We start from the raw sequence: 26,475 nt of genomic DNA, 5'->3' as shown, positions 1-26,475 counted from the left end.
GTAGCCGCCGTCGTCACTCAGGCTTCTTCCCCCGCTCTCGTTTCGGCCCGGGAGTCGCGGAGGATGTCGACGCCGCCCTTCACGGCGATGCCGGCCACGATTAGGCCCACGACCAGATCCGGCCAGGACTGATCCAGCCACAGGACCAGGCCACCCGCGATCAGGATGCCGCCGTTGGAGGCGAAATCGTTGAAGCTGAAGGTCTCGGCGGCCTTCATGTTCACATCCTCGCTGCGTTGGCGCCGGATCAGTTCCAGGCACACCAGGTTCACGATGGCGGCGACCACCGCCATGCCCATCATCGTCCAGCCTATGGGCTCCGTCCCCATCAGCGTTCGTCTCAGCACGTCCAGCAGGACGCCCGCAGCGAAGATCAGCAGCAGGATTCCGGAGGCCCGGGCGGCGCGGGTCTTCCAGATCAGGGCGCGGCCCACCGCCAGAAAGCTGATGAGGTAGACGGCGGAGTCAGACGCATTGTCCAGGGCATTGGCCAGCAGAGCGCTGGAATCGGCGAGCAAGCCGCCGATCCCGAGCCCGACAAACAGGGCGGCGTTGAGGATCAACACCACCAGCAGGGTGCGGCGCTGGACGCCTTCCGTCTCGTCTCGTTCGCTCATCAATCCTCGATCCCTTCCGCCTTGCGATGCTTCACCGCCTTGGCGGCGAAGGTGGGCAACACCAGCAGTGTCAACGCAGTCGCCGTCAAAAGGCCCCCGATGACCACTGTGGCCAATGGCTTCTGGACCTCGGCCCCGGCCCCGTGGGCGATGGCCATGGGAATAAAGCCCACGATGGCCACCAGGGCGGTGGTCAGAACCGCCCGCAGGCGGCTGGACGCCCCTTCGATCGCGGCCTCACGCGGCGCCAGGCCCGCCGTCAGCCGCTCGCGGATGGCCTGCATCAGCACCAGGCCATTCAGGGTCGCCACCCCCGAGACGGCGATGAAGCCGACCGCCGCCGAGACGGAGAAGGGCATGCCGCGCAAGAGCAGCGCCAGGGCCCCGCCGACCAAGGCGAGCGGGACGCAGGCGAACACCAGACCGGCTTCAGCGAATGAGCCGAGGGCCATGAAAAGCAGGACCCCGATGAGGATGAATACGATCGGAACCACGAGGCCCAGACGCTGTTCGGCGCGCTTGAGATTCTCGAACTGACCGCCCCAATCGAGCCGGACGCCCGGCGGAAGATCGATCCGCTCCACCCGCGTCTGCGCATCCGTGACGAAACCGCCGAGATCTCGGCCGCGGACGTTGGCCTGCACCACCATGCGCCGACTGCCGTTGTCGCGGCTGATCTGGTTGGGCCCCTCGGCGGTCTGGATGCGCGCCACCGAGGACAGGGGCACCACCACGCCGGTCGAGGAGACGATCGGCAGGGCGGCCAGGCTGGTTGGATCGTTGCGGGTCGCCTCGGGCAGACGGACGACAACGTCGAAGCGCCGATCCCCTTCGAAGATGCGTCCAGCCTCCGTTCCGCCGATGGCGGTGGAGACCGCCTCCGAGACGTCCGCCGCCGACAGGCCGTAGTTGGCCGCCGCGAAGCGGTCGACGCTGACCGTCAGCGTCGGCAACCCCGACGCCTGTTCCACTCGAACGTCGGCGGAACCCGGTGTTTCCTCCAATGCGCGAGCCACCTGCTCGCCGACCCTCTGCAGGGTGTCGAAGTCGTCGCCGTAGACCAGCACCGCCAAATCGGTCCGGACGCCGGAGATCAGTTCGTTGAAGCGCAGTTCGATTGGCTGGCTGAACTCGAAATTATTGCCGATCTGCTGACTAACCGCCTCCTCTATGCGCTCGATGAGCGCCTCCTTTTCGAGGCCCGGGTCTGGCCAGTCGCCTCGGTCCTTGAGGATGATCACGCTGTCGGAGATGTTACGCGGCATGGGATCGACGGCGGCCTCCGCCGTGCCGGTGCGCGAGAACACCGTCTCCACCTCGGGCTGGGCTTTGACGACCCGCTCGAGGGCCATCTGCATAGCCAGGGACTGGTCCAGCGAAGCGGACGGCACCCGCAGGGCCTGCATGGCGATATCGCCCTCATCGAGGGTGGGAATGAACTCCCGGCCGAGGGTGGCGAAGGCCAGACTGCCGACGACCAAGGCGCCCAGGGCCGAGGCGAGCACGACACGGGGCTTGTCTACGGCGGCGCTGATCGCGGGTTGGATCCAGCGGCGGGCGAAGCGCAGGACGCGGGTTTCGTGCTCCTGCACGCGGTCGTTGGCGTCGAGGTGGGCGCTTTTCGGGTCGCGTACCAGCAGCGCAGTCATGGCCGGGACGAAGGTGAAGGAGAAGATGAAGGCGCCGACCAGGGCGAGCATGACGGTCGCCCCCATGGGAATGAAGGTCTTACCCTCCACGCCCTCGAGCATCAGCAGGGGGGTGAAGACCAGCAGAATGATCAGCTGGCCGAAGGCGGCCGGCTTCACCATCTGCCGGGCCGCGGCCATGGCGACGTCCAGTCGTTCGTGACGGCTGAGCATGCGGCCCAATTCCGCGCGCCGCCGGGTCATCATCAGCAGGGTATTCTCCACCACCACCACCGCCCCGTCGACCAACAGGCCGAAATCCAGGGCGCCGAGGCTCATCAGGTTTCCGCTGATGCCGAAGCGGTTCATGCCGATGACGGCGAACAGGAAGCTGATCGGGATCATCAGGGCGGTGATGCTCGCCGCCCGCAGGTTCCCCAGCAGCAGGAACAGCACGACGATGACGAGCAGGGCGCCTTCGGTCAGATTGCGCGCCACCGTGCCGATGGTGGAGTTCACCAGGGCGCTTCGGTCGAGCACGGTCACCGCCTCGATCCCGGGGGGCAGGGTCTCGCGCACCTCCTCGAGGCGCTCTCCGGCGGCCTGGGCCACGGTGCGGCTGTTGCCGCCGGCGATCATCAAGGCCGTGCCGAGCACCGACTCGTGGCCATCGCGGCTCGCGCCGCCCAGCCGCGGAGCTTGCCCGACCTCGACCGTCGCCACATCGGCGACGCGCACCACCAGGCCGCCCCGGTTGACGACCGGGGCCTGGGCAAGATCCTCGACGGTGGAGGCCAGGGCGTCGGTCCGGACGGTCAGCGCCTCGCCGCCGCGCTGGACGTAGCCGGCTCCGGCCTGGGTGTTGGCCCGCTCCAGGGCCGTGACGAGGTCGCCCAGCCCCAGCCCATACGCTGACAGGCGGGCGGCGTCGGGGCGGACGGCGTATTCCTTCACATAGCCGCCGATGGTGTCGACGCCGGCGAGCCCGGGCGTCGTCCGCATCTGCGGCGCGACAATCCAGTCCTGAACAGTGCGCAGGTAGGTGGCGCGCGCCTCGGGCGTGGTCAACCGCTCCCCCTCGGGGGTCAGGTAGACGCCGCCTGGCTGCCAGCCGGGTTGTCCCGGCCGGGCGAGGTTGCGGCTGTTGAACGGCAGATAGTCCACGGTCCACATCAGGACCTCGCCGAGGCCGGTGGTGATCGGCGCCAATGCCGGCTCCACGCCTTCGGGCATGCTTTCGCGCGCCTGGGCGAGGCGTTCGGCCACCTGCTGGCGCGCGAAATAGATGTCCGTCTGGTCGGTGAAGATGACCGTGATCTGGCTGAAGCCGTTGCGGCTCAACGAGCGAGTGCTGGTCAGTCCGGGAATGCCGGCCATGGCCGTCTCGAGCGGATAGGTGACCTGCCGCTCGATCTGTTCCGGCGCGAGCGCCGGGGCGACGGTGGTGATCTGGACCTGCCGGTTGGTGATGTCCGGAACGGCGTCGATCGGCAGCTTGGTCAGTTCGAACAGACCGAGCGCGGCGACCAGCGCGGTCGCCAACACAACGAACCAGCGGAAGCGCACCGAGGCTTCAATGATGGATTTGAACATGCCGCGCCTCAGTCGTCATCGCCGGCCTCGCCCTTGGCGAGTTCGGCTTTCAAGAGAAAGGCGTTGGCGGCGGCGATGCGTTCACCCTCGTCGAGGCCGCGCAGGATCTCCGTGCGCCCTCCCGCCTGACGACCGGCCAGCACCGGGACGGCCCGGAAGCCGCCCTGGACCTGAACGAACACGACCGTCGCGCCTTCGATGGTCTGCACGGCTTCGCTGGGGACCGTCAGGCCGCCGGGGACGGCATCGCCCGTAACGATGGCGCCGGTGACGGCGGATCCCGTCGGCGGCAGCGACACGCCCGACGGCCGGGCCCGAATGATCGTCGCGCCGCTCTCGGCGCCGGCGCCGGGCGCCACGCCGGTGACGACGGCTTCGAATTCCCCGTTGGGCCCGGTCGCCCTCAGGCGCGATCCGGCGCGGACCTGGGCGGCCAGAGCCGGCGGCGCGTTGAAGACCAGTTCAATCCGCGCGGGGTTGGTGACCTCGGCGACGACGCCGCCCTGGGGGACAAAGCCTCCGGGGCCGACCTGCACCGAGGTGACGACGCCCGAAATCGGGCTGGTCACGCTCAGCCGTCCCGAAGCGTTTGGCGATCCGGCCGCCGAAGCCCTGGCGCGGGCGGCGCGCGCCGACGCCTCGGCGCTGAGTGACTGGGCTCGGGAGGTCTCCACCTCCTGCCGGGCCACCACGCCCTGGTCGGCCAGGTTGCGATCGCGCTGATAGGCCTGGCGCGCGGCTTCGGCCTGCGCCACCGCCGCGTCGGCGTCGGCGCGGAAGGTCGCGGCGTCGCCGCTGACCAGTGTGGCGAGGGCCTGACCGGCGCGCACGGACTGCCCCGGCGCGACGAGCACGCGCTCGACCCGGCCGCCGACCGAGGCGGCCACGGCGGCGCGCGCATCGACCATGGGCTCGACGCGTCCCGCCAGCCGGGTCTCTGACCCGCCGCCGGTGCCGACGGCGACCACGGCGATGCCGGCGGCGCGGATCTGTTCGGCCGTGAGCGCCACGACGCCTTCGGGGGCCTCGGCGCCCTCGCCTTCCGCGTGCCCCTCCTCTTCCGCGTGACCGGCCTCGCCCTCGGCGGCCGGCCGCGCGTCGGAGCGATTGAGAGCCAGGAACAGCCCGCCGCCTCCGAGCAGGACGACGGCGGCGACGCCGCCAATGAGCAGCGTTCTGTTGGATTGCGGCTTGCGCATTATTGGACCCCTCCGAAGGGTGCGCGCGCTTGCAGGCGCGCGAGATCGATTTCGGCGCGGACGCGCGCCAGGCGGGCGTCGACGGCGGCGTTGCGGGCGGTGATGAGGGCGGCGCGGGTTCCGCGCAGCTCCAGTTGCGAGATGCGGCCGGCCTCGAAGCCGATCCGGGACAGGCGATAGGCTTCCTCGGATGAGGTCACGCCGGCGTCGGCGGCCGCGACGCGGCTCACCGAGGCGTTCAGCCGGGCGACCGCGGCCTGACCGTCGGCCTCGGCCTCCTGGCGCGCGCCGGCCAGGCGGGCGTCCGCGGCGCGGAACTCGGCCTGGGCCGCGTCGATATTGCCGCGGTTCCGGTCGAACAGGGGCAGCGGCATGCTGATGCCGAAGGTCAGCGCTGTCGCATCCTCGGCTTCGTAACGCCGAACGCCGACGCTGGCGCTAACGTCGGGCCGCGCGCGCACCCGCTCGACGGCGATCCGCCGTTCGGCCGCTTCGCGTTCAGCCTCGGCGACGCGAACGGCCGGTGCCCCGGGAGCGGCTTCGATGGCCGTCCGGGTCGGCGCGTCGTCCAGCAGGCTGTCGACGATCGAGGTGACCGGCGCGGGCAGCATCGCGACAGCCGTCAGGCGGGCGAACGCCGCGTCCCGCTCGGCCTGCGCCTCGTCACGGGTCGCGCGGGCCGCCGCCGCCTCGCTCTCGGCCTGGATGCCGCGCAGCATGGGCTCGCGTCCCTCCTCCACGAGCACCAGGGCGGCGCGGGCGTCCGCGATGGTCAGGCTGAGCGCCTCCTCGGCCAGGGCGAAGCGCCGCTCGGCGGCTTCCGCTTCGGCGTAGGCGAGTGCGAGCCGTCCGGCGGCGTCGACGACCGCCTGATCGCGACGCAGCGAAGCCGTTCCGGCCTCCGCCCGCGCCACCTCGACCCGGGCGCCGCGCCGGCCCCACAGTTCGAGGTCCTGGGTGAGCGAGAGCGTGGTCTCGGCGTTGTCGTAGCCGGAAAAGGGACCGCTGCCGAAGGCGTTCTCCGCCTCGAGGGCGGCGGTCGGGTTGGGCCGCACGCGCGCCTGGCGCACCCGGGCCTCGGCCGCTTCGAGCAAGGCGTCGGCCTCGGCCGCGGAGGGGCTGGCCCCTATGCGCTCAAGCAGGGTCCGGAAGGATGGCGCGGGATCGGCCCAGGCCGGGCCGGTCAAGGCGGTCGTCAGGGCGACCACAGCGCAGCCGACCGCGAAAGGCGGCAAGCGGCGAATAGGGGATGGCATGTCTCATGTCCCGGAAGGTTGACGTGAAGGGCGCGCGCGAACGCGAGGTCACGTCAGGTTCTGGGCGGGCGCATGGGACCGGCGGGCATCCGGGAGGCCGGCGCCTGATCGAGCGATGGCGCCAAGGGCGCGCGATCGAGGGCCATCGACCTCATGTCGTCAATCGCCGGCGGCGCGGTAATGCCGCAATGGTGGCAATGGCCGTGGGCGCAGGCGACCTGACCTGCTGCGTCCTTGCGTTCGCCGTGACCTGTATCGGACACAGCGACGACGTCCGACGCGGCCAGGCCTTGCAAGCTTCCGGTCTCGGGTGCGCAGGCGAAGGCGTCGGCTGCGGAAACCAGGACGAACAGGGCCAGGAACGACGCGAGCAGCGCCGCCATCCACCCATGCCTAGTCGAGGGAAACCCCATGCCGTCCCATAACACGGTGCGCCGCGACATCAATCGCCTCATCGTCGCACCGCCCGATACAGAGAGATGGATCCGGTGGCGGTCGGGATGACATCGAGCACTTGAACCTGTGTGAAGCCGGCCTCGGCCATCAGCGTAGGCAGAACGCCGTCGGCGTTCGGTTGGGTGTTTTCGTAGCCGTCCAGAGACTGCACCAGGCGGAAGAGCACGCGCATCGCACCCGACTGGCGGCCGTAGTCCGCGACATGCAGCGTTCCGCCCGGCTTGAGCGCCCGCAGGCTCGCGGCGAGGCCCGCTCGCTTCTCGGCCATGGGCAGCTGATGGAAGACCAAGCTGGAGACCACCTTGTCGGCGGCGTCCTCGCCCAGGAGCGCCGCCACATCGCGCGAAAACCCCTGGATGAAACGGACGGCCTGACCTGCAGCGGCCGTCTTCGTCTCGGCCCGCCTGAGGATGTCGCCGTCGGGATCGAGGCCGAAGATGCGCGCGTCCGGCGCCCGGTTCGCCATGGCGATCGCGAATGAGCCGGTTCCACATCCAAGATCGATGATCGTCTCGCCAGGGGACGGAGCCACCTGTTCGAGAAGGCGGCTCCGCCACAGCGGTTCCCGGGTCAAAAGCGCGATGGCCGGATCATACAGCCCGCTCAGGGCTGTATGGCCGAGCGCGGGGGTGAAGTTCGCGGTCACGCGGCGGCCTTCAGTTCTTCGCGGGACTGACGAATGATCGACCAGCCGGATTGCAGGAAGACCACCGCCAGGATCGCGCCGGCGATCAGGTCGGGCCAGCGAGAGGCGGTCAACCAGACGGCCACGCCCGTGGCCGCGACCACCAGGCTCTCGATCAGGTCGTTGCGCGTGCACAGCCAGACCGAACGGACATTGGCGTCGCCTTCGCGATGGCGGACCAGCAGCAGCGCGGCCAGGGCGTTGGCGAAAAAGCCCAGGGCGCCCAGGCCGGTGATGACGACGCCTTCCGGGGGCGCCCCCGAGGTCGCCCGCCAGATCGCGTAGCCAAGGATGAACAGCGCCAGCGCCGCGAGGCTGGCGCCCTTGATGATGGCGGCCCCGGATCTCACGGCGACCGAGCGCCCGATCACGGCCAGGCTGATGCCGTAGGTGGCGGCGTCGGCCAGGAAGTCGAGGGCGTTGGCACCCAGCGAGGCCGAGCCCTGCAGGGCCGCGCCGCCGGCGATGGCCAGGAAGGCGGCGCCGTTGATAGCGATCACCGCCATCAGGATGCGGCGATAGGCCGGCGTGGCGCCGTCGAACTTGACGGCCGCGCCGCAGCCGCAGCCGGCGGCCGCCGGTTCGGGGGACGAGAGGGAGTCAGTCATCGAAGTCCGCCTTTCACCACGAGAATGCATCCTCCAGTCGCTCGAGGATCAAGAACAAAAATGGATGCCTCGCCCAAAAAGACGCGGTTTGGCGGAACCGACTTGATCCTCTAGTAGCTAGAGGACGCACAATCGGACGAAATCCACAGGAGGCCTCATGATCACGATGCACCCGTCGCGACGCGGTCCCAGCCGCATGCGGGCGATCGCCTTCTCGTTCTTCATGCTGATCGCCGCTCTGGATCAGGCCGCCAAGGCCGCGGCTCGCGCCCGACTCGAGAGCCCGGTGGACCTCACGCCGTTCCTCGCGCTGCGTTTGGGATTCAATCCCGGCGTCACCTTTGGCCTGTTCGCAGACTCGGGCGCGGTGGGACGATGGGCCCTGAGCGCCGTGGCATTCCTGATCATCGGCGTCCTGCTGACCTGGATCTGGCGTACGCGAAGCGCCGTCACGGCGGTCGCGGCGAGCCTCATCGCCGGTGGAGCGCTCGGGAACCTGCTCGATCGTCTGCGCTCCGGCGCGGTGACGGATTTCATCGATCTTCATTGGGGCGACGCGCACTGGCCGACCTTCAACCTCGCCGATGCGGCCATTGTTTGCGGCGTGGCGCTGCTCCTCCTGACCGTCCGGGGCTCGGACGGCCGCCCGGCGACGTCGACCCTGGGACGGGCGGCGCGATGACCTTTTCCGCCGAACAGAAGGCGATCGCCGTCCGTTCGGGGTTGGCGATTCTCATCACCGCTGCGGCGGTGGCGTCAGCTTGGCTATGGCTTTCGCCACGTCTCCTGGGCGCCGCGCCGGACATGGCGACAGCTGATCGGCTGGCCTACGCCCTGAAGGCGGACCTCCTCGTTTTCCTGTGGCTCGCCGGTTGTTTGAGGGCCGTGGCGAGCATCCGGTTCCGGTCCGACGCCGACCGGCCGGGTTCCGCCTATGCGGCGCCCAGCTCGAGGCTCGCCGTGCCTGCCGCCGTGCTTCAGAACACCCTGGAGCAGACGGTCCTGGCGGTGGGCGCCCACCTGGTGCTCGCCACCGTGCTGCGCGGCGAGGAGATGGTCGTGCTGCCGGTGCTGGTCGCCCTCTATCTGATCGGCCGCGTGTTGTTCGCCCACGGTTATGCCCGGGGCGCGGCGGCCAGGGCCTTCGGCATGGCCCTTACCGGCGCTTCCACGATCGCCGCCTTCGGCGCCGCCATCGTCCTCATGGGGCTGGGCCGATGATCCTTTTCCGTCCTGCGCCTGCCGCCCTTCAGCCCGCTGCTGCGAGATGATGCGATGACCCTGCCCTCCCCGGCCTCGTCCGGCCTGCGCCCTATCGGCAAGCTCGCCGCGGCCACCGGCGTCAAGGTCCCGACCATCCGCTTCTACGAGGAGATCGGCCTGCTTCCCGCCGCCCCGCGCACCGCCAGCGACCGGCGGATGTATGACGACGCGGCGGAACGCCGCCTGTCGTTCATTCGGCATGCACGGCAATTGGGCTTCGATCTGGACTCGATCCGCTCCCTGCTGGATCTGTCCGATCACCCTGATCGGCCCTGCGCCGAAGCCAGCATCCTCGCCGAACGTCATCTGGCGGAGGTGACGCATAAGATCGCCCGACTCCGGGCCCTGCAACGCGAGCTTTCGCGGATGACGGCGGAATGTGCCGGCGGCCGCGTGTCCGCCTGCAAGGTGATCGAAGCCCTGCACGATCCCTCGGCGCCGGTTTGAAGACGAACCCGACCCGGGTTTGCACCGCTCCTCGGCCTCGCCGTGCAGGTCGGCGCTGAAGGTCAGAACGGGCCCGGGATGATGCAGGAGCCATTGGGTCACCGCGACGTTTTGAGTAATCCCGCGGCCCTCGTCGCGCTCCCTTCGTCCATGGAGGACTTCGATGGCGCATCGATCGACACAGCGACACGCCGATCAGACGTTCGCCCTTTTGACGGACCCGTACAGGCGCATCTCCCGCCTGTTCGAGCAGGCCGGCGCGGACGCAATCGAGACCCGTCTGGCGCTGAAGGAGACGGCCTGTCTGAGAGGGCGCGAAGCGGCCCAGGTCTTCTACGACGAGACCCGCATCTCGCGCGCGGGCGCCATGCCGGCGCCTGTCCGACGCACACTGCTCGGCGAAGGCGGCGTCCAGGGCCTGGATGGCGAAGCGCACCGCGCCCGCAAACGCGTGTTCATGGCTCTTATGTCGCCGGAACGGATCGCGCGGCTGGGCGACCTGTTCGAGGCGGAATGGCGACGCGCGGCCGTTGAATGGGCTGGCCAGGAAGAGATCGTGCTGTACGACGCCCTGCAGCCGGTGCTCACCCGCGCCGTCTGCCGCTGGGCGGGGGTGCCGCTGAATCCCGACGACGAAGCGAAACGGGTCAGTCACCTCAGGGCGCTGTTTGACGCGGCAGGATCGCGGGGGCCTCGCCACCTGTGGTCGAGGTACGCGCGGCGACGCGTCGACGCCTGGCTGGCCTCGATCATCGAGGGCATTCGCGCCGGACGACTGGCGCCGGATCCAGACACCGCCGCCTACGCCTGGGCCTGGGCGAGCGCGGATGATGGCGAACCGTTGGCGGCCCGGACGGCGGCGGTCGAACTGGCCAATGTGCTGAGGCCGACCGTGGCGACCTCGGTCTATATCGTGTTTGTGGCGCACGCGATGCAGGCGCACCCCGCGGCGGCCCGTCTGGCCACCGCGGACGCCGGCCGCCGCCGCGCCTTCGTTCAGGAGGTGCGACGCCTTTATCCGTTTTTCCCGGCGGTGATCGGGCGTGTGCGCGCGCCGTTTCGCTGGCGCAACCTTGACTTCCCGGTGGGTCGGCAGGTGATCCTCGATCTCTATGGCTCCAATCACGATCCTGCCGTCTGGACCGATCCCGACGAATTCCGGCCAGAGCGTTTCATCGACGGCTCCGGGGACGCGTTCGGCCTGATTCCCCAAGGCGGCGGGAACGCCCTGACCGGTCACCGTTGTCCCGGCGAAAGCATCGTCGTCGAATTGATGGAGCGGGCCCTCGGCTTGCTCGCCGGCCTGAACTACCGGCTGCCGGCTCAGGATCTGGAGATCGACTTCCGCCGCCTTCCGGCCCTCCCCAGGAGCGGGTTCCGAATGATGACGCGTCGGACTTCCCCGCGTGAGGGCGGCGCCTGATGTTTGCTCATGCGGGTGGCCGGCGCCTTCGTCCCTCTTTCACTTACAGCGAAGGCTGACGCGATGGCTTCGATGACATCCTATGACCTGGTGATAATCGGCGGCGGGCCGGGCGGGTACCCCTGCGCCATCCGGGCGAGCCAGCTCGGCATGTCGGTGGCGGTTATCGACGACCGGGAACTCCTCGGTGGAACCTGCCTGAACATCGGGTGCATTCCGTCAAAGGCGCTGCTGCAGGCCACAGAGCGGCTGGAGATGGCCCGCAATCTCGAGGCTTTCGGCGTCCTGGTCGACAATGTGCGGGCCGACCTTGCAGGCGTCATGCGGCACAAGGCCAGGGTCGTGACGGAGCTTGGTGAAGGGGTCGCCTACCTCCTGCGCAAGAACAAGGTCACCCGCCTGCAGGGCCGCGGCCGGCTGCTGTCGCGCGACCGTGTGGAAGTGAGCGCCCCGGACGGCAGCTTCGAGGTGCAGGTCCGCAAGGCGATCGTGCTCGCCAGCGGATCGAAAGCGGCGACGTTGCCGGACCTGCCCATCGACGAGCAGCGGATCGTCACCTCGGCGGGCGCCCTCAGCCTGACGGCGGCGCCGCGCCATCTGGCGGTGATCGGCGGCGGCTATGTCGGACTGGAGCTGGGCTCCGTCTGGCGCCGTCTCGGCAGCGAGGTCACCGTCGTCGAGGTGCTCGACCGGATCGCGTCCGGCGTTGATTCAGAGATGTCGACGGCGCTGCACAAGGTGCTCGAGGCCCAGGGCTTCCAATTCTGCCTGGCGCACAAGGTGGTCGGATCGCGAATGGAGGCGGACGACGTCGTCCTTGAGGTCGAGCCCATGGGAGACGGCGCGCGAGGAACCATCAAGGCCGATGTCGTGCTCGTGTCCATTGGCCGACGTCCCGCCACCGACGGACTCGATCTGGAGACGGTCGGCATCAAGCCGGACCCAAGGGGCTATATTCCGGTCGACGACGGCTTTCGAACCAGCGCCGAAGGGGTCTACGCCATCGGCGATGTCATCGGCGGCGCCATGCTGGCCCACAAGGCGGAGGAAGAAGGGATCGCCCTTGCCGAGCGCCTTGCCGGCGCCGCGGGCCATGTCGACTACGGAACGATCCCGGCCGTCGTCTACACCTGGCCGGAACTGGCCTCAGTCGGGCGCACCGAGGACGACCTCAAGGCGGCCGGCGTGGCCTATCGCGTCGGGCGCTTTCCGTTCTCGGCAAACGCCATGGCCAAGGCGCGGTTGGAGAAGAACGGGCTGGTCAAGGTGTTGGCGGACGCCAGCACGGACAGAATTCTCGGCGTGCACATCCTGGGGCCGGACGCGGGCAGCCTGATCCATGAAGCGGTCGCCGTCATGCAATTCGGCGCGGCGGCCGAAGACGTGGCGCGGACGAGCCATGCGCATCCGACGCTTCCGGAAGCCTTGCGCGAGGCATGCCTGGCTGTGGCCGACCGCACGATCCACCTTTAACGACCGCCCGTTGCGTGGCTGCCCGGGCTGGCCGCGCGGCGCCGAGGCGTCCCGGCGGGCGTAGGGGACCCGTAGCCGCCTACGAGCCCGGCCGCGTCGCGAATAAAGCGCGACAGCGTCGCCGCCTGAATGCTAATGCGAGCCGTTCACATCTGGATTGACCATGCGTCCTCTGCTCCGTCTGCTTGCCCTGCTGTTCGCCCTCGGGCTGGCCGCGCCCGCCCTGACCCAGACGCCGTCCGCCTCCGAGGCCCAGGTCGCCTGGCCGCTGCTCGACTATGTAGCGGTCGACTACGCCGGCGCGGTGGCCGACGGTCAGGTGACCAATCCGGCCGAATACGGGGAGATGATCGAGTTCGGCGGCCAGATCCGGACCCGCCTGGACGCCCTGCCGCCGAATCCGGCCAAGGCCGGTCTGGTCCGCGACGCCGAGGCCCTGCAGGCGGCCATCAGGGACAAGGCGGATCCGCGCGTCGTTGGCGACCGGGCCAAGGCGCTCGCCGGCGCGGTGCTGACGGCCTATCCGAGCCCGCTGGCGCCTTCGTTCCCGCCTGATCTGGCCCGCGGCGCGACGCTCTATGCCGAGCAATGCTCGGTCTGCCATGGCGTGACCGGACGCGCCGACGGCCCGGGCGCCGAGGGGCTTGATCCGCCCGCGATCGCCTTCGCGGATGTGGAGCGCACCCGTCAGCGCAGCGTGTTCGGCCTCTACCAGGTCATCGATCAGGGGCTGGAGGGCACGGCGATGGCCAGCTTCGCCCATCTGCCGGCCGAGGACCGCTGGGCCCTGGCCTTCTACGTGGGCCGGTTCGCCTTCACCGACGCCGAAGCCGCCGAAGGTCGACGCCTCTGGGAGAGCGACCCGGCGATCCGCGCCGTCTTCCCGGACCTGGCCGCCCTCACCCAGGCGACGCCGGCCGAGCTGGCGACAAGGATCGGCGAGACGAAGGCACGGGCGGTCACGGCCTACCTGCGCCGCCACCCGGAGGCGACGGTCCGCGCCGAGGGATCGACCCTGTCCCTGGCCCGGACGCGACTGGCCGAAAGCGAGGCCGCCTATCGCCGGGGCGATCGCAGGGCCGCGACCGACCTGGCCCTGTCGGCCTATCTCGACGGCGTCGAACCGATGGAGCCGGCGCTGGGCGCCCGCGACGACGCCTTGCTGCGGCGGGTCGAGACGGCCATGACCGACCTGCGCGTCTCGATCAGCAGGGGCGCGCCGGTCCAGGAGGTCGCGGACCGGGTCGCCCGCGCGAACGCCCTGCTGGACACGGCCGAACGCGCACTCGCGCCCCAGGAGGCGGACAATCTCGCCAGCTTCCTCGGCGCCTTCACCATCCTGCTGCGCGAAGGTCTGGAAGCCATCCTCATCGTGGTGGCGATGATCGCCTTCCTCAGGAAGGCCGAACGTCCCGAGGTGCTTCGTTACGTTCACGGCGGCTGGGTGGCCGCGCTGGTCGCCGGCGGCGCCACCTGGGCGGCCGCGACCTTCTTCATCTCCATCAGCGGCGCCAGCCGGGAGCTGACCGAAGGGTTCGGCTCGCTTCTGGCGGCCATCGTGCTCGTCTCGGTCGGCATCTGGATGCACGGCAAGTCGCACGCGGACGCGTGGCAGACCTATATCCGCGACAAGCTCTCCCATGCCCTGTCGAAGCGGTCGGCCTGGTTCCTGTTCCTGCTGGCCTTCGTCGTCGTCTACCGCGAGGTGTTCGAGACCATCCTGTTCTATGCGGCGATCTGGAGCCAGGGCGGCCATCTCGGCATGCTGGCCGGCGCCCTTACGGCGGTGGCCATCCTGGCCGTGGTGGCCTGGGCCTTGCTGGCCTACAGCAAGCGCCTCCCGATCGGCCGGTTCTTCTCCCTGAGCTCGATCCTCATGGCCATCCTGTCGGTCGTCCTCGTCGGCAAGGGGGTGGCGGCGCTGCAGGAGGCGGGCTGGCTCGATGTCCATCCGCTGGCGTGGGTCCCCCGCATCGAGATCCTCGGTCTTTATCCGACGATCGAGGGCGTCGCCGTTCAGCTTCTGACGATCGTCATCCTCGTGGTCGGCTTCTCCCGGCATGCGGCGCCGAGGGGCGCGCGCCCAGCCTCTTGAGCGGGCGTCTCCGTCTGAGGCCCCAACTTCGGCCGGGCGGGGTTTCGGAGCCGCTCGGGCGCCGATAGCCGCGCAGTCCGCGGATACCCAAGGTGCGGGGGCCGCAGCCGATAGCGTGTGAAACCACCCCTGTTGCGGAGATTAGGCGCCCTATTCTCCGCACTCCGCGCGGAGAATAGCCTTGCTCTTGCGGCGAATAACGCCCATATTCTCCGCAGGGAGTGCGGGGAATGGCGCAATACATCCATGAGATCGAAGGCTGGCCGCGTCTGGACTGGCGCGCTGACGCGCTTGCCGATCGCCTCGCCGCCGTCCGTCATCGCCAGGGCCTTCTGCTTGGCCGGATGCACACGCTCGGCTTCGACCTCCGCGCTGAAGCCGTCCTCGAGACCCTTACCGAAGACGTCCTGAAATCCAGCGAAATTGAAGGCGAGCTGCTCGACAAGGATCAGGTGCGATCCTCCATCGCCCGCCGCCTCGGCATGGATATCGGGGCTCTCGCCCCCGCGGATCGCAACGTCGAAGGCGTCGTCGAAATGATGCTCGACGCGACCCAGAACTTCGCGTCTCCGCTCACCGAGGAACGGCTGTTCGGCTGGCACGCCGCCCTGTTTCCGACCGGGCGCAGCGGCATGACGAAGATCGTCGTCGGCGCCTGGCGCAACGAGAGCTCCGGCCCGATGCAGGTCGTCTCGGGCCCCTTCGGACGAGAGCGCGTGCACTATGAAGCGCCCCTTGCCGACCGTCTGCAGGACGAGATGCGCGCGTTCCTCGACTGGTTCAATGACGAGCCGCGGACGGATCCGGTCCTCAAGGCCGCGATCGCCCACCTGTGGTTCGTGACCATCCACCCGTTCGACGACGGGAACGGCCGGATCGCGCGGGCGATCGCCGACATGGCGCTCGCCCGCTCCGAGAAAAGCGCCCAACGCTTCTACAGCATGTCCGCCCAGATCCGGCTGGAGCGCAAGGACTACTACGCCACCCTGGAGGCGACCCAGAAAGGCGCGCTGGACGTGACCCTCTGGCTGGACTGGTTCCTCGGCTGCCTAGATCGCGCGTTCGACGGCGCGGAAACTACCCTGACCCATGTGATGCGCAAGGCGCGCTTCTGGGAGGCGCTCGCAGGTCAGACGTTGAGCGAGCGCCAGAGCACGGTCATCAACCGGCTGCTCGATGGCTTCGAAGGCAAGCTCACCTCGACCAAATGGGCGGCGCTGACGAAGTCTTCGCCCGACACCGCCTTGCGCGACATCAACGATCTGGTGGAGCGGGGCATCCTCGTGAAGGATGAAGGCGGCGGTCGCAGCACAAGCTATTCGCTGGTCGACCGAGGATAGAGGCGTCCCCGCACGACGCCGGCAGGCTCTATGCCGGGCGGGTCCGCTCAAGACCCGAGCCTCAACAGGGAGGATCGCAATTCGCCACTTCTGGCGAGTTACCGCCAAAAACCGGCTTACTTCGCCAGAAGTGGCGAATTCCCACCTTTGCCAGGCGCGCGACGCCGCAAGGCGCCGCCGACGCGGCCTCACGCCTGACGCGCGATGGCGATGGCCGAGAGGTCGGAGGCGGCGTCGACCGCAATTCCGGCCGCCTTGCGCTCGGAATAGCGGTCCACGAGCTGGGCCGCGTGAGGCCGGGTGAGGATGGTGAAGCGCAACAGTTCCTCCATCACATCGACGATGCGCTCATAGTAGGCCGAGGGCTTCATCCGTCCGGCCTCGTCGAACTCCTGGAAGGCCTTGGCCACGCTCGACTGGTTGGGGATGGTGATCATCCGCATCCAGCGGCCCAGCAGGCGCAGGGTGTTGACGGCGTTGAAGCTCTGGGAACCGCCCGACACCTGCATCACCGCGAGCGTGCGGCCCTGGGTCGGGCGCATGCCGCCGAGGCTCAACGGCAAATGATCGATCTGCAGCTTCATCAGGCCGGAGACCTGGCCGTGGCGTTCCGGACTGCACCAGACCATGCCTTCCGACCAGAAGGCGTGCTCGCGCAACTCGCGTACCGCCGGGTGGTCGTCGTCGCCGGGCGAGCCCGGCAGAGGCAGGTCGGAGGGGTCGAAGATCCGGGTCTCGCATCCCATGCGCTGCAGCAGGCGGGCCGCTTCCTCGACGCAGAGCCGCGAATAGGAGCGCTCGCGCAGCGAGCCGTACAGGAGAAGGATGCGTGGCGGGTGGTCGTGCGGACCCAGGCCGGCGGCCGGATCGTTCGACAGATAGGCCGCGTCCAGGGCCGGCAGATGATCGGGATCCGGCAGCGGCCGCAGGCGGGCGAAGATCATCCGAGATCCTTGGTCAGATAGGCGGCCGAGGCCGGGCAGATGTCCGCGAACTCGCGGGTTCGTCGGATCGCGGCGGGCGCGGCCGCCCGATCTGCGGCGGCGAAGCCGCGCCGGGCGAAGAAGGGCTCGGCCGTCGTGGTGAGCAGGTGGAGCCGTTCCCCGCCCAGCTCGCTCGCCACGGCCTCGGCGGCGCTCAGGATCCGGCTCCCGAGCCCCCGCGCCTTCAGGCCAGCGAGTACAACCAGCGAGCGCAGCAGCAGGTCCCGCCCCTCCCCTTGGCCGACGTAGCCGGCCAGGGCGCTGTCGTCGTCGGCGCGGAAGTAGCGACCGGCCCAGGGCTCCGGCAGGCCCTCGCCCTGCAGGGCCGCGATCAGGCCGGCGTCATCCGCGTCCACGAGATGCAGCACGACCATCAGGCGGCGTCCGCCGGCGGGGCCGTGTCCGGAAAGCCGGTTCAACGGGACCACGATCTCCGCGCCATGCGCAGGCTCGAGAACCGCCCCAATCTGGGGCTCGGTCGCGGCGGTCTGAACATCATGAGCAGTCATGTCTGCCTCTTTTGGGCAAGGGTTGCAGGCATGCGAAAGGCGCGCCTGAAACCCTGCCCGTCGGCGAGACCGGGGTAGCAAGGGCCAGGGCGGATCGACCGGAGGGGGATCACCCGGCCTGCACAAGTCTGACGTCCTTGCCCAACATCCAGGAATGACCGGCGCGGAAGGCCGGGGAGACCGGTCGATCCGGCGGCGAAGCCGCTTCACCCTGGCCCGCGCGAGGGCGGAGCCCTTAGCGCTTGTGCCTTGCTATTCGCCGCGCCGCACCTTCGCGGCGCGCCTGACCTGAAGCGCTTTGTCTGGATCGAACCAGCATTCGAGCTAGAGTGAAGCCATGCGGACCGTGGCTCCAGAATGAGAAGCGCCGAGATCACCCGTCAGGTCATCCTGCATGCGGCCCTGAACCTCTTCGCCGAGGAAGGCTTCGAGACGGTCGGCGTCCGCGATATCGGACTCCGCGCCAAGGTCGATCCCTCACTGGTCAATCGCTACTACGGCGGGAAGGAGGAGCTCTTCATCGAAGTGGTGAAGGCCTGCCACGCCGATTGGCGTCACCTGTGGGGCGCCAAGCAGGACTTTGCCGCCCGCGTCGTCAAAGAGGTGCTTCACGGAGGGAACGACGGGAAGGTGCTCCAGGGCATTCTCGTCATGCTGAGAGTGACCGGCTCGGAACGCGCGCGACATCTCGTCGACGAGACGCTCGGCTCCAGCATCTTCGCCCAACTCGAGGCCTGGCTGGGCGGCCCGGAGGCCGATGTGCGAGCTCGCATGCTCATCGCCCTGATCGGCGGCATGGCGTTCGCCCGCGACCTGAGCGGCGACTTTCCCCTGGAGGACGCCAGAGCCGCCGCACTGGCACAGGCCTTTGAGGCCTCTATCGAACGGCTTCTATCTTCATCGCCCTCGGCCTGAGCCGACGCCAATCAGGACCTATTGCGCGCCCAACACCTTGCGAAGCGACTGTTCGATCTGTCCGCCGCAGTAGACCTCGCCATATTCGCGACGAGCACGAGCCGCCAGATCGGCCAGCGCCGGGGTGCGCGAAACCCGACCAGCGAGGTTCGCCGTCATAGGCGCCGCATCCTCCAGGATCGCCCCGATCGATGGAAAGCGCTCGACCATGGTGGACCACAGCGTCGCGCTGACGACATCGGCGACGCCCGGCGTCCCGCCGCCGAGCAGAAAACCGGATTGAGATGTCAGCCCGTGACGTCGGCCGAGTTCCTCCCACAGACCCATCCACTTTCGCAGGCGCGGGACAAAGGTCACCCAGCGGGCTTCGGTCCACATCTGTCGCCCACCATCCAGGGTGAGATCGTCGATCACGTCGTTGGCGTCATTGACCACCTTGATCGACAAGGCCCGTCCGCCGGGATCGTCCGGAAAGAGCCCGAGCTTGTCCCCCAGGTAGAGAAGGATCGCGGGCATCTGGGAAACGGCCAGCCGCCTCGCGATAGCCGGCGGGCGTCACCACTTTTTTCCCAGCAGGTCCTTCAGGGCCACGTTGTCCAGCATCGCGTCCGCCAGCATCCGCTTCAGCCGGGCGTTCTCATCCTCGAGCGCCTTGAGCCGCCGAGCCTCCGACACGTCGAGCCCGCCAAACTTGGCCTTCCATTTGTAAAAGGTCGCCGAGCTGACCCCGTGGCGTCGGCACACCTCCGCCGTCGCCACACCGGCCTCCTGCTCCCGCAGGATCCCGATGATCTGCTCTTCCGTGAACCTCGATCGCTTCATTCTGTCCGTCCTTCGTTGGGCGGACTCTAGCTATTCCTGGAGGAGTTTCAGGGGGTCACGTCAGTTCGAGCGAGGCGGATAGGTAGATCCCCGCCACGCACAAATAAATATCGATACTTGGTGTCACAACTTTCCGCGGCTGTTCAAAAATCCTGTCGAACGCTGCGGTCTCCCGGAATGGGATGATGATTTGGGCATGCGGACTTCGGTCGGAGTGGGCATTGCTGCAGATCGACAGAGGCTTGTTGCAAGAACACCGAGGACGAGCTCGCTTCGACCATCACACCGCAGCCGGCCATCGATCGAGTGCCATTTTGGCGATGGAGAGCAGTTCGTTGATCGTAGCGCCGTCGCGCGCCTGAACGGACATGCCTTCCATGACCGTATTGAAGAATTTGCCTAGGACGGCCGGATCGGCATCGGCCGCAAGCTCGCCGTGCGCGGCGCCACGATGCAGACGCTCGACTAGGAGGGCCTCCGCCGCGATACGCTTGTCGCGCAGCAGGCATTCGATGGCGGCGGACGCCGGCGACACGGCTGCCGCTGCCGAATACATGAAGCAGCCGGCCGGCGTTCCAGGTTCGGAGAACGTTGACGCCGCTCGTTCCAGCAGGCCCGTGACAGCCTCGAAGGTGGACAACGCCGGATCGTTGATGGGTGCATAGAGGTGGACGCTGAACGTGGCGGAATAGCGCTCGATCACCGCCGCGAACAGCCCCGCCTTGTTGTCAAACGCCGCATAGAGACTGGCGGCGGCGACGCCAGTCTCCGCCACCAGATCGGCCATCGACGTCGCCTCGTAGCCGCGCTGCCAGAAAAGCCGTACCGCCTTGTCGAGCGCAGCGTCAGTGTTGAACTCTCGAGGGCGGCCTGCGCCACGACGGGCTTTCGTGTCTGTCATGTCTGGTGCCCGATATGGAATGATCGATAAATAATAGCTTGAACCTTGTCGCTGACATCGATACAGAACGATCGTTCAATAATCAAGGAGTGTCCCATGAGCCGCATCGTCCGTATCCACGAATATGGCGACGCCAGCGTCCTCAGGATTGAAGATGTGGCAGTGCCCGCGCCCGCGGCCGACGAAGTGCAGATCGCGGTGAAGGCGATAGGCATAAACCGCGCCGAGGTGATGTTCCGCAACCATGCCTACCTTCAGGAAGCCGAGTTCCCTAGCCGACTCGGCTACGAGGCTGCCGGCACTGTCGTTACGGTCGGGGCGGACGTGACCGGGTTTGCGGAAGGCGAAGCCGTCAGCGTCATCCCCCCGCTCGATATCGCGCGCTGGGGCACCTATGGCGAGGTCGCCAACGTGCCCGCCCGCCTCGTCGTCAAGCATCCGGCGGCGCTGTCGTTCGAGGAAGCGGCGGCCGTGTGGATGCAGTATGTCACCGCTTGGGGCGCGCTGGTGGAGCAGGCGAAGCTCGGCAAGGGCGATTTCGTCATCGTCACCGCTGCTTCCAGCAGCGTCGGGCTTGCTGCCTTCCAGATTGCGCGGATGGTCGGCGCGACGGTGATCGCGACGACGCGTACCGGCGCCAAGCGCCAGGCCCTGCTTGATGCCGGTGTACATCATGTCGTCGCGACCGGGGAAGAGGATCTGGTAGCAAAGGTGATGGAGATAACCGATGGTGCAGGTGCGCGCGTGGTGCTCGATCCGGTCGGAGGCCCGTCGTTCGAGCAGCTGACCGCGAGCATGGCGCGCGGCGGCATCCTGCTCGAATATGGCGCGCTCAGCGGCGAGCCAACGCCGTTCCCGTTGTTCTTCGTGCTGGGCAAGAGCCTCACGCTCAAGGGTTATCTCTACAGCGAGATCGTCTCGGACGACGCCGCCCTTGATCGCGCCAAGGCGTTCATCGTGGCGGGTCTGGAATCGGGCGCGCTCAAGCCGCGGATCGCGCGCACTTTCCCGCTCGACGCCATCCAGGACGCGCACCGCTTCCTCGAATCGAACGACCAGATCGGCAAGGTCGTCGTTACGGTCTGACCGGCAAACCCGGGGGAGCGAGCGATGGCTCCCCCCTCCCAGACACAGGATCGGACCCTAAGCGCGCATGCCGTCGTTGCTTGTGGCGCAGGCTTGAGAGCATGATGCTCCTCGTCCGCGTGCCAGACCTGTCTCAGGGTAACATGGCGGCTATGCCTGCCCGATCTGGGGGCGAATTTGGAGATTGGCCAGGGAACCTCGCCTGATTACAGAAGCGCCAGTCTCTGGACAGGATTGAAACTCCCCCCCTGTATAGTATGCTGAAGCGATTTCTCGGGAAAACGCGATGCCACATTCATCAGAGGACAAAAAGCGAGCCATCACACGCTTGCGGCGTATCAAGGGCCAGGCGGACGCTCTGGAACGCGCGATCGAAGCCGGGGCCGATTGCGCTCCCCTGCTGCAGCAAATTGTCGCCATGCGTGGCGCGACAAACGGGCTGATGGCAGAAGTGATGGAGAGTCATCTCAGGGAAACATTCGGTGCGGGCGCAGATCGGGCCGTCAGAGGCGCAGGTGGCGATCACGATGACGGCGTGGAGGGCGTAATGAAGATTCTGCGTACCTATCTTAAATGACAATTTCAGGCTCATTTTCTTGCCCGTGTTCTCCCGCACCTAGAAGCCAGCCCCTGCTGCCTTCCCGGGTTTGATATCCTCGTTAGGACACATGTTGTATACTGCCAGGGAGTATGATAAAGATACTCCCTGGCAGTATGAGAGTGTCGACGACTTGCGCTGACGCAACGGCCTCGCACCAGCAATCAGTTTAACTCATGAGGGTATCCCAACATGAAATCTCGCGCCGCTGTAGCCTTCGAGGCGGGCAAGCCACTCGAAATCGTCGAGATCGATGTCGCCCCACCCCGGAAAGGCGAAGTCCTCATACGGGTGACGCACACCGGTGTGTGCCACACCGATGCGTACACGCTGGCGGGGAGTGATCCGGAAGGTGTTTTCCCGGTGGTTCTGGGCCACGAGGGGGCGGGCGTCGTTGTCGAGGTCGGTGAAGGCGTCACCAGCGTCGGGCCGGGCGATCACGTGATTCCGCTCTACACCGCCGAGTGCCGCAAGTGCGACTTCTGCCTGTCGGGCAAGACCAACCTGTGCGTCGCTGTCCGCGAAACGCAGGGCAAGGGCTTGATGCCCGATGGGACCACCCGCTTTTCGTACAATGGTCAGCCGCTCTATCATTACATGGGTTGTTCAACCTTCAGTGAATATACTGTCGTCGCCGAAGTCTCGCTCGCCAAGATCAATCCCGAGGCGAACCCCGAACAGGTCTGCCTGCTCGGCTGCGGCGTCACGACCGGCATCGGCGCAGTCCACAATACCGCCAAGGTCCAGCCCGGAGACTCGGTCGCCGTGTTCGGCCTCGGCGGCATCGGCCTCGCGGCGATTCAGGGTGCGCGCCAGGCCAAGGCGGGTCGCATCATCGCCATCGACACCAATCCGTCCAAGTTCGAGCTGGCACGCCAGTTCGGTGCGACCGAGTGCATCAACCCCAAGGACCATGACAAGCCCATCCAGCAAGTGCTGATCGAGATGACGGGCTGGGGCATCGATCATACCTTCGAGTGCATCGGCAACGTCCACGTCATGCGCGCCGCGCTTGAATCAGCGCACCGTGGCTGGGGTCAGTCGATCGTGATTGGCGTTGCCGGCGCGGGCGAGGAAATCTCCACCCGCCCGTTCCAGCTCGTCACGGGCCGCGTCTGGAAGGGGTCTGCTTTCGGCGGCGTCAAGGGACGGACACAGCTCCCCGGCATGGTCGAGGACGCCATGAGAGGTGATATCGATCTGGCCCCGTTCGTTACCCACACCATGGGTTTGGAGCAGATCAACGAGGCGTTCGACCTGATGCACGAAGGCAAGTCGATCCGCACTGTCATTCACTACTGACCCGCCGATCCGAAGCGGCGCGAGGCGCTCGGATCGACAACTCGGCCTTCATCATGGCCCGACCCCGGCCATGATGAAGCGCGCTCTGGCAACTGGGCAACGTGTCGCGATGCGGTAACAACCGCCGAAGTGCGGTCGTTACATGCCGATAGCGGCACGGACCAGGGCCGCCTGGCCCAGGCGCTTACCAGCGGAGTGTGTGTGGCCTCGTCGCGCGACCCAACGGGAAAAATGGTTTTGTCGCAACCTTTGTCTAATGCTGGAAAAATATTTCAAAGGTTCCGAACATCGGGCCAGCCTGGCCGTTGGATGTATTGAGTCGGAAATGCATTCATCTTTTAGCCCGACCGTAATGAACCATAGGCCGCACGGGCGGGTATGGCAGGAAGACTGAATTGAAGGACAAGGATATACACGCGACGACGCCGGCCTCCGACCATTGGCATGCGGGACCTCCCGCTTGCGTGCAGGTTCGTGGCGCGCGCCAGAATAACCTAAAAAATGTGGACGTCGATGTACCGCGTGACGCCTTCGTGGTGTTCACCGGCATATCGGGTTCGGGCAAGTCATCGCTTGCGTTCGGCACCCTTTATGCCGAAGCGCAGCGGCGTTATCTGGAATCGGTTGCGCCCTATGCCCGTCGCCTTATCGACCAGGCCGGCGTGCCGGAGGTCGACACGATCGACGGATTGCCGCCTGCGGTCGCGTTGCAGCAGCAGCGCGGCTCGGCCAACGCGCGATCCTCGGTCGGCAGCGTGACGACGCTCTCCAGCCTGGTGCGGATGCTCTATTCCCGCGTCGGCGAATATCCGCGCCATCAGCCCATGCTCTATGCGGAGGATTTCTCCCCCAACACGGTCGCGGGGGCTTGCGCGACCTGCCACGGCATCGGGCGCGTATATGACGCGACCGAAGAGACGATGGTTCCTGACGACAGCCTCACCATTCGCGATCGGGCGATCGCCGCCTGGCCGACCGCCTGGCATGGCCAGAACCTGAGGGATATCCTCGTTTCGCTCGGCTATGACGTCGATACGCCGTGGCGGGACTTGCCGAAAAAGGATCGCGACTGGATCCTCTTCACTGACGAGGCGCCGACGGTGCCGGTCTATGCGGGCCTGACGCCTGAACAGACTCGGAAGGCCCTCAAGGGCCGCATGGAGCCGAGCTACCAAGGCACCTTCACTGGCGCGCGCCGCTATGTGCTGGAAACCTTCGCCAACACAAAAAGCGCGCTAATGAAGAAGCGCGTCTCGCAATATATTATCGGCCGCGATTGCCCGACCTGCGACGGCAAGCGCCTGAAGCGCGAAGCCCTGTCGGTTAAATTCGCCGGGCTCGATATTGCCGAGTTCGGCGACCTGACGGTGCTCAAGCTGAAGGACTTGCTGATGCCCGTCGCGCATGGCGAGTATGGGGCAGTCTCCGACACCTCAAAGGGCCATGTTCTGGAAAAAGCGGCCCGCGAAGCAGCGGTCGAACAACGGGTTGCCGCGGGCGGCTCTGCGCACAAGAGCGCGCCCGACGTGCGCCGCACGCCCAATCTCTCCGACGAGAAGCGGATCGCCGCCCAACGCCTTGCCTGCGAATTGATCGAGCGGCTCGAGGCGCTGATCGATCTTGGCCTTGGCTACATTTCGCTCGACCGCAGCACGCCGACGCTCTCCTCCGGAGAGTTGCAGCGCTTGCGGCTTGCCACCCAATTGTCGTCACAGCTTTTCGGGGTGGTCTATGTGCTTGACGAGCCTTCGGCAGGGTTGCACCCGGCAGATGGCGAAGCCTTGCTCACCATCCTCGAGCGTCTCAAGGCGGCGGGCAACTCCCTGTTCGTCGTCGAACATGATCTCGACGTGATCCGGCGCGCGGAATGGCTCGTCGATGTCGGGCCAGGAGCCGGAGAAAAGGGTGGTGAAGTCCTCTACAGCGGGCCGATAGAGGGGCTTGCCCACGTCGAGACTTCGATCACCCGCCGCTACCTGTTCGCAGAGCCGCTCCGCAGTGAGCGCACACCGCGCGATCCCAAGGCGTGGCTACGCTTGGAAGGGATCAGGCGTAACAATCTTCAAGGTCTCGACGTTGAGTTTCCCATCGGCTGCTTCACCGCTGTCACCGGCGTTTCGGGATCGGGCAAATCCAGTCTTGTCAGTCAGGCGCTGCCCGAGCTCGTCACGGAACACCTCGGCGGCTCTCCGGTGGCCGAGGAGGAGGATATCGATCCTCTGCTCGACGTTGCTCAGAACGATACTGAAGGACGCATTGTCGCGGGCATGGAGCATGTTCGCAGGCTAGTGCGGGTCGATCAGAAACCGATCGGCCGCACGCCGCGCTCGAACCTATCCACCTACAGCGGCATGTTCGACCATGTGCGAAGGATCTTCGCTGATACGCCGCTCGCCCGCCGGCGACACTATAGCCCGGGCAGGTTCTCGTTCAACGTCGCGCAAGGTCGCTGCCCGGTGTGCGAGGGCGAGGGATACGTCATGGTGGAGCTGCTGTTCCTGCCGAGCGTTTTTGCGCCGTGCTCGACCTGTCATGGCTCTCGCTACAACCCGCAAACGCTCGAAGTCGAATGGAACGGGCGCAATATCGCCCAGGTGCTCGAACTGACGGTCGACGACGCGTGCGATTTCTTCGCTGGCGAGGCATCTGTGACGCGCTCCCTCGACGTGTTGCGGGAGATCGGTCTTGGCTATCTGAGGCTCGGACAGCCTGCGACCGAGCTGTCTGGCGGGGAGGCGCAGCGCATCAAGCTGGCGACTGAACTGCAACGCGCCCAGCGCGGCAACACGATCTACATCCTCGACGAGCCCACTTCGGGGCTTCACCCCTCCGATGCCGACCGGCTGATGCAACACCTGCAGGGCCTCGTTGACGCTGGCAATACCGTCGTCGTCGTCGAACATGACATGCGCGCCATCACGCAGGTGGACTGGGTCATCGATCTGGGACCGGGGGCTGGGGAAGATGGCGGCCGTATCGTTGCCAGCGGCGTCCCTGGCGTCGTTGCGGAAGCAGAAGGCAGTCTCACCGCCCCCTATCTCAAAGCGGCGCTGTAGGTCGTAAACCTGGCCGGACGCACGTTCGATCAGGCGTATCTCCACCGTACGCACGCTGAAATGGTCGAATCTGAAAACGGGAGCCGGCGAGGTGTCACCGCGGGTGACGCGGCTTGGGGATTGAGTGCTCGGAAGTGCGCCGTTTTCGTCTCATACTAGGCGTAGCGGACAGTCAATCGTCGGCCATCCGCTACGCCTGTTTGTGAGGACCTTCACTAGC

23 protein-coding genes and 1 pseudogene are annotated in these 26,475 nt (G+C 67.2%); 12 read left to right on the top strand and 12 right to left on the bottom strand.

Going from position 1 to position 26,475, the window contains the following annotated elements; translation table 11 throughout:
* Window positions 1-17: 17 nt before the first annotated feature.
* From ACP693_RS08425 to ACP693_RS08395, 7 genes are all read right to left on the bottom strand, one after another.
* Window positions 18-617: a cation transporter gene (locus ACP693_RS08425; protein WP_054765668.1), complete on the bottom strand. Its 600-nt coding sequence runs from the start codon at window positions 615-617 to the stop codon at window positions 18-20.
* Complete coding sequence (locus tag ACP693_RS08420) at window positions 617-3,838, bottom strand: efflux RND transporter permease subunit (protein WP_292121436.1); 3,222 nt, start codon at window positions 3,836-3,838, stop codon at window positions 617-619. The genes ACP693_RS08425 and ACP693_RS08420 overlap by 1 nt, the downstream gene beginning before the upstream one ends.
* Before the next feature lie 8 nt (window positions 3,839-3,846).
* Window positions 3,847-5,037, bottom strand: coding sequence for an efflux RND transporter periplasmic adaptor subunit (locus tag ACP693_RS08415; protein WP_426017581.1), 1,191 nt, complete (start codon window positions 5,035-5,037; stop codon window positions 3,847-3,849).
* Window positions 5,037-6,293 (bottom strand): TolC family protein, encoded by a 1,257-nt coding sequence (locus ACP693_RS08410; protein ID WP_054765665.1) that lies wholly within the window; start codon window positions 6,291-6,293, stop codon window positions 5,037-5,039. The genes ACP693_RS08415 and ACP693_RS08410 overlap by 1 nt, the downstream gene beginning before the upstream one ends.
* 53 nt (window positions 6,294-6,346) lie before the next feature.
* Window positions 6,347-6,676 carry a hypothetical protein gene (locus tag ACP693_RS08405; RefSeq protein WP_066624846.1) on the bottom strand — a complete coding sequence of 110 codons (330 nt, stop codon included), beginning with the start codon at window positions 6,674-6,676 and terminating at the stop codon, window positions 6,347-6,349.
* Between the two features lie 68 nt (window positions 6,677-6,744).
* Window positions 6,745-7,395: a class I SAM-dependent methyltransferase gene (locus ACP693_RS08400; protein WP_054765663.1), complete on the bottom strand. Its 651-nt coding sequence runs from the start codon at window positions 7,393-7,395 to the stop codon at window positions 6,745-6,747.
* The gene (locus ACP693_RS08395) at window positions 7,392-8,042 is read right to left on the bottom strand and encodes a cation transporter (protein ID WP_426017583.1); all 651 of its coding nucleotides are present in this window, start codon (window positions 8,040-8,042) and stop codon (window positions 7,392-7,394) included. Before ACP693_RS08395 ends, ACP693_RS08400 begins: the two co-directional genes overlap by 4 nt.
* Window positions 8,043-8,199: 157 nt before the next feature.
* Here ACP693_RS08395 and lspA point away from each other — a divergent pair, with 157 nt between their 5' ends.
* From lspA to ACP693_RS08360, 7 genes are all read left to right on the top strand, one after another.
* Window positions 8,200-8,724, top strand: a complete 525-nt coding sequence (gene lspA / locus ACP693_RS08390; protein ID WP_082382684.1) for a signal peptidase II — start codon at window positions 8,200-8,202, stop codon at window positions 8,722-8,724.
* The gene (locus tag ACP693_RS08385) at window positions 8,721-9,263 is read left to right on the top strand and encodes an MAPEG family protein (RefSeq protein ID WP_054765661.1); all 543 of its coding nucleotides are present in this window, start codon (window positions 8,721-8,723) and stop codon (window positions 9,261-9,263) included. The genes lspA and ACP693_RS08385 overlap by 4 nt, the downstream gene beginning before the upstream one ends.
* 54 nt (window positions 9,264-9,317) lie before the next feature.
* Window positions 9,318-9,752 carry a MerR family transcriptional regulator gene (locus ACP693_RS08380; RefSeq protein WP_054765660.1) on the top strand — a complete coding sequence of 145 codons (435 nt, stop codon included), beginning with the start codon at window positions 9,318-9,320 and terminating at the stop codon, window positions 9,750-9,752.
* Window positions 9,753-9,915: 163 nt separating this feature from the next.
* Window positions 9,916-11,175 carry a cytochrome P450 gene (locus ACP693_RS08375; protein ID WP_054765659.1) on the top strand — a complete coding sequence of 420 codons (1,260 nt, stop codon included), beginning with the start codon at window positions 9,916-9,918 and terminating at the stop codon, window positions 11,173-11,175.
* A gap of 72 nt (window positions 11,176-11,247) precedes the next feature.
* Window positions 11,248-12,648, top strand: a complete 1,401-nt coding sequence (lpdA, locus tag ACP693_RS08370; protein WP_426017587.1) for a dihydrolipoyl dehydrogenase — start codon at window positions 11,248-11,250, stop codon at window positions 12,646-12,648.
* A gap of 163 nt (window positions 12,649-12,811) precedes the next feature.
* Window positions 12,812-14,743 (top strand): FTR1 family protein, encoded by a 1,932-nt coding sequence (locus tag ACP693_RS08365; RefSeq protein WP_426017588.1) that lies wholly within the window; start codon window positions 12,812-12,814, stop codon window positions 14,741-14,743.
* Window positions 14,744-14,973: 230 nt separating this feature from the next.
* Complete coding sequence (locus ACP693_RS08360) at window positions 14,974-16,083, top strand: Fic family protein (RefSeq protein ID WP_292121458.1); 1,110 nt, start codon at window positions 14,974-14,976, stop codon at window positions 16,081-16,083.
* A 188-nt stretch (window positions 16,084-16,271) separates the two neighbouring features.
* On the opposite strand, the gene arsH is transcribed toward ACP693_RS08360, so the two are convergent.
* Both arsH and ACP693_RS08350 read right to left on the bottom strand, forming a co-directional pair.
* Window positions 16,272-17,027 carry an arsenical resistance protein ArsH gene (gene arsH / locus ACP693_RS08355; protein WP_426017590.1) on the bottom strand — a complete coding sequence of 252 codons (756 nt, stop codon included), beginning with the start codon at window positions 17,025-17,027 and terminating at the stop codon, window positions 16,272-16,274.
* Window positions 17,024-17,575 carry a GNAT family N-acetyltransferase gene (locus ACP693_RS08350; protein WP_426017592.1) on the bottom strand — a complete coding sequence of 184 codons (552 nt, stop codon included), beginning with the start codon at window positions 17,573-17,575 and terminating at the stop codon, window positions 17,024-17,026. The genes arsH and ACP693_RS08350 overlap by 4 nt, the downstream gene beginning before the upstream one ends.
* A gap of 357 nt (window positions 17,576-17,932) precedes the next feature.
* On the opposite strand from ACP693_RS08350, the gene ACP693_RS08345 reads away from it, so the two are divergent.
* Window positions 17,933-18,490, top strand: a complete 558-nt coding sequence (locus tag ACP693_RS08345) for a TetR/AcrR family transcriptional regulator (RefSeq protein ID WP_066629261.1) — start codon at window positions 17,933-17,935, stop codon at window positions 18,488-18,490.
* A gap of 18 nt (window positions 18,491-18,508) precedes the next feature.
* Here ACP693_RS08345 and ACP693_RS08340 read toward each other — a convergent pair whose 3' ends face one another.
* The 3 genes and pseudogenes from ACP693_RS08340 to ACP693_RS08330 form a co-directional block, all read right to left on the bottom strand.
* Complete coding sequence (locus ACP693_RS08340; RefSeq protein ID WP_426017594.1) at window positions 18,509-19,006, bottom strand: hypothetical protein; 498 nt, start codon at window positions 19,004-19,006, stop codon at window positions 18,509-18,511.
* Between the two features lie 16 nt (window positions 19,007-19,022).
* Window positions 19,023-19,312, bottom strand: a pseudogene (locus ACP693_RS08335) (transposase); the annotation flags it as partial.
* Between the two features lie 280 nt (window positions 19,313-19,592).
* Window positions 19,593-20,213, bottom strand: coding sequence for a TetR/AcrR family transcriptional regulator (locus tag ACP693_RS08330; RefSeq protein WP_248119813.1), 621 nt, complete (start codon window positions 20,211-20,213; stop codon window positions 19,593-19,595).
* A gap of 96 nt (window positions 20,214-20,309) precedes the next feature.
* On the opposite strand from ACP693_RS08330, the gene ACP693_RS08325 reads away from it, so the two are divergent.
* From ACP693_RS08325 to ACP693_RS08310, 4 genes are all read left to right on the top strand, one after another.
* Complete coding sequence (locus ACP693_RS08325) at window positions 20,310-21,299, top strand: zinc-dependent alcohol dehydrogenase family protein (protein WP_426017597.1); 990 nt, start codon at window positions 20,310-20,312, stop codon at window positions 21,297-21,299.
* A gap of 286 nt (window positions 21,300-21,585) precedes the next feature.
* A complete protein-coding gene (locus ACP693_RS08320) occupies window positions 21,586-21,876 on the top strand; it encodes a metal-sensing transcriptional repressor (protein WP_373258545.1) in 291 nt (96 codons plus the stop codon).
* A gap of 213 nt (window positions 21,877-22,089) precedes the next feature.
* On the top strand, window positions 22,090-23,199 hold the full coding sequence (locus ACP693_RS08315) for an S-(hydroxymethyl)glutathione dehydrogenase/class III alcohol dehydrogenase (protein ID WP_426017599.1): 1,110 nt from the start codon (window positions 22,090-22,092) through the stop codon (window positions 23,197-23,199).
* Window positions 23,200-23,594: 395 nt separating this feature from the next.
* On the top strand, window positions 23,595-26,255 hold the full coding sequence (locus ACP693_RS08310; protein WP_426017601.1) for an excinuclease ABC subunit A: 2,661 nt from the start codon (window positions 23,595-23,597) through the stop codon (window positions 26,253-26,255).
* The last annotated feature ends 220 nt before the right edge of the window (window positions 26,256-26,475 follow it).

It is taken from the genome of Brevundimonas sp. TWP1-3 (assembly GCF_049896085.1).
Lineage (GTDB): Bacteria > Pseudomonadota > Alphaproteobacteria > Caulobacterales > Caulobacteraceae > Brevundimonas.
This window is presented reverse-complemented; position numbering and strand designations above follow the sequence as displayed.